Below are 1,118 nucleotides of genomic sequence, written 5' to 3'. Positions count from 1 at the left end.
AATGGTCTGCACCACGTCAAGGATCGGAGTTGGCTTGAAGACCACCAGTACAGTAACAGTCGCCAAAAGGGTGGAATTCTTGGTGCACTGAGAAACCTCTAAGGTGGTCCCAAGTGTCAAGACCAAAATCTGCAAAATTTAAGCTTATAAATCTCCTGTTCTAAAACTAAGTGTTTTTTCCCTTTTCGGGTTCTCTTGTTGGCTGCTTTTGATCCAGTACTAAAAGAGTCGTAGCTTTCTTTAAAAGCTGTCCCTCCCCCTATGGGGGGAGGCGCGCCGCCACCACTCTTGCTAGTTACATTTTTTTTGTAATACACGTCTGCCGGCCTTCTGTAACCTAGCCCCTGGTGTCGTCGCTCTTCGTTATAAAACTTAAAGTATCTATCTAAACCCTCCCGGGCTTCCTTGAGGGTACCATACCCCTTAGGGTATACGTCTTCATATTTTACACTTCTCCATAAGCGTTCAACAAAAATATTGTCCAAGTATCGCCCTTTTCCGTCCATGCTTATTCTAATTTTTTCTCTTTCCAACCTCTCTACAAAGCAGCAGCTTGTAAACTGAACTCCTTGGTCTGTATTAAAAATCCCGGGGGGCCCTCTTTTCAAGCTCCTTTCCAAAGCTCCCATGCAAAAGTCTGTATCGAGCATGTTAGAACGCTCCCATTCAATCACATACCTACTATACCAATCCATAATTACAAATAAATACCCAAAACCCTGGTCCATAGGAAGGTAGCTAATATCTGCTGCCCACGCTTGGTCTGGGTAGTCAATTTTAAGCCCCTTCATTAAGTAAAGGTATTTTTTGTGCTCCTTATTGCTTTTGCTCAACTTTGGTTTAGGGTAGATTGCTTCTAGCCCCATTACTTACATGGCACTCCTTACTTTTTTTTCTCCAACGAGAAACCCTTGATCTCTCATCTCTAAAGTCATTCTACGCCTACCGTAGAAAGGGGTTTTAAGATACTGCTCATCGATTGCTCTCATTAACTGCAAGTCCTCTTGGCTTGGCCCTCGAGATTGATAGTACAAGCCTGAGCGCCATACACTAAGTAGTTCACATTGTTTTCGTTGGGAAAAACACTCGTCTTCAGGGTTTACAAGTGATCTTCTCTT

General features: G+C 43.3%; 2 protein-coding genes. Both read right to left on the bottom strand.

All coding sequences use genetic code 11. The features are described from left to right. Positions 1-116: 116 nt before the first annotated feature. Positions 117-866, bottom strand: a complete 750-nt coding sequence (locus NEPTK9_RS09550; RefSeq protein ID WP_194848593.1) for an IS3 family transposase — start codon at positions 864-866, stop codon at positions 117-119. A gap of 3 nt (positions 867-869) precedes the next feature. Beyond that, a partial coding sequence (locus NEPTK9_RS09800) for an IS3 family transposase (protein ID WP_228547125.1) occupies positions 870-1,118 on the bottom strand: 249 nt, incomplete at its 5' end.

This window comes from Candidatus Neptunochlamydia vexilliferae (genome assembly GCF_015356785.1).
Taxonomy (GTDB): domain Bacteria; phylum Chlamydiota; class Chlamydiia; order Chlamydiales; family Simkaniaceae; genus Neptunichlamydia; species Neptunichlamydia vexilliferae.
The sequence above is the reverse complement of the archived record's forward strand: the minus strand, read 5'-3'. Positions and strand labels throughout refer to the sequence as shown.